The sequence below is a fragment of the Mesorhizobium sp. M2A.F.Ca.ET.067.02.1.1 genome (assembly GCF_004023285.1).
In the GTDB taxonomy this organism is placed as follows: domain Bacteria; phylum Pseudomonadota; class Alphaproteobacteria; order Rhizobiales; family Rhizobiaceae; genus Mesorhizobium.
Window position 1 is genome coordinate 1 of record NZ_RZSB01001241.1, and the last position, 915, is coordinate 915.

Below are 915 nucleotides of genomic sequence, written 5' to 3' on the forward strand. Positions count from 1 at the left end.
CGCTCCTGCTGGGTCCAATGCCCGCAGCCGGGCAGCATCAGCGTATCGCGGATTTGCGGGATGAAGTTCCTGAGATTGGCCAACAGTTGATCCATGCCGGGGAAGGCGACCACCAGGTCGCGATTGCCTGCCATGTAGAGCGCGGGAACCTTGATCCGCGCGCCCGCAAAGGGCGCCATCAGTTCCCAGTTCCGGTCGATGTTGCGGTACCAGTTGAGACCTCCGGCGAAGCCGGCGCGCTGGAACTCGCCGGCGTAGAAATCGATGTCGCTTTCGCTGAGCCAGTGCGGCAGGCTTGCAGGAACCTCGGCTGCTTGCAGGAGGCTTCCGCCGCGCGGGACCATGGCGATTCCGGCGCCGCCGTCCGAAGCGTCTCCCGACACCGCGTAAAGCATGGCGCGCACCGTGGCCCGCGGGTCTCGTTCCAGCTCCGCCTCGGCAATGCCGGGTTGCTGGAAATAGAGCTGGTAGAACTGGGACTCCGCCGTTCGCGGCATGAGGCTGGTCGGGCGCGCGTTGGCGCGCGGCCGGAACGGCACACTGAGGCCGATGACGGCATGGAAGCGGTCCGGTCGCAGCAGCGCCGCATGCCAGGCGACGACCGCGCCCCAGTCGTGGCCGACGATGACGGAGCTGGGAGCTTCAAGGGCGTCGAGAAGGCCCACCATGTCGCCGACCAGATGAAAGAGCGTGTATTGGTCGATCGCCTCCGGCCGATCGCTCTTGCCATAGCCCCGCATGTCGGGGGCGACGGCGTGAAAGCCCGCCGCCGCAAGCGCGCTCAACTGATGGCGCCAGGAATACCAGGATTCGGGAAAGCCGTGGCACAACAGCACCGGGGGCCCGTCTCCGTGCTCCGCGATGTTAAGGCGGATGCCGTTGGTCGCAACTATTCGCGGTGTAGGGTCGCTCACG

The 915-nt window shown here is 66.4% G+C and carries 1 protein-coding gene; it reads right to left on the minus strand.

Translation table 11 applies throughout. The annotated features are described in order from the left end of the window. On the minus strand, nt 1-914 hold a 914-nt coding region (locus EOA28_RS37040; RefSeq protein WP_148671172.1), incomplete at its 3' end, for an alpha/beta hydrolase. Nucleotide 915: the final 1 nt, after the last annotated feature.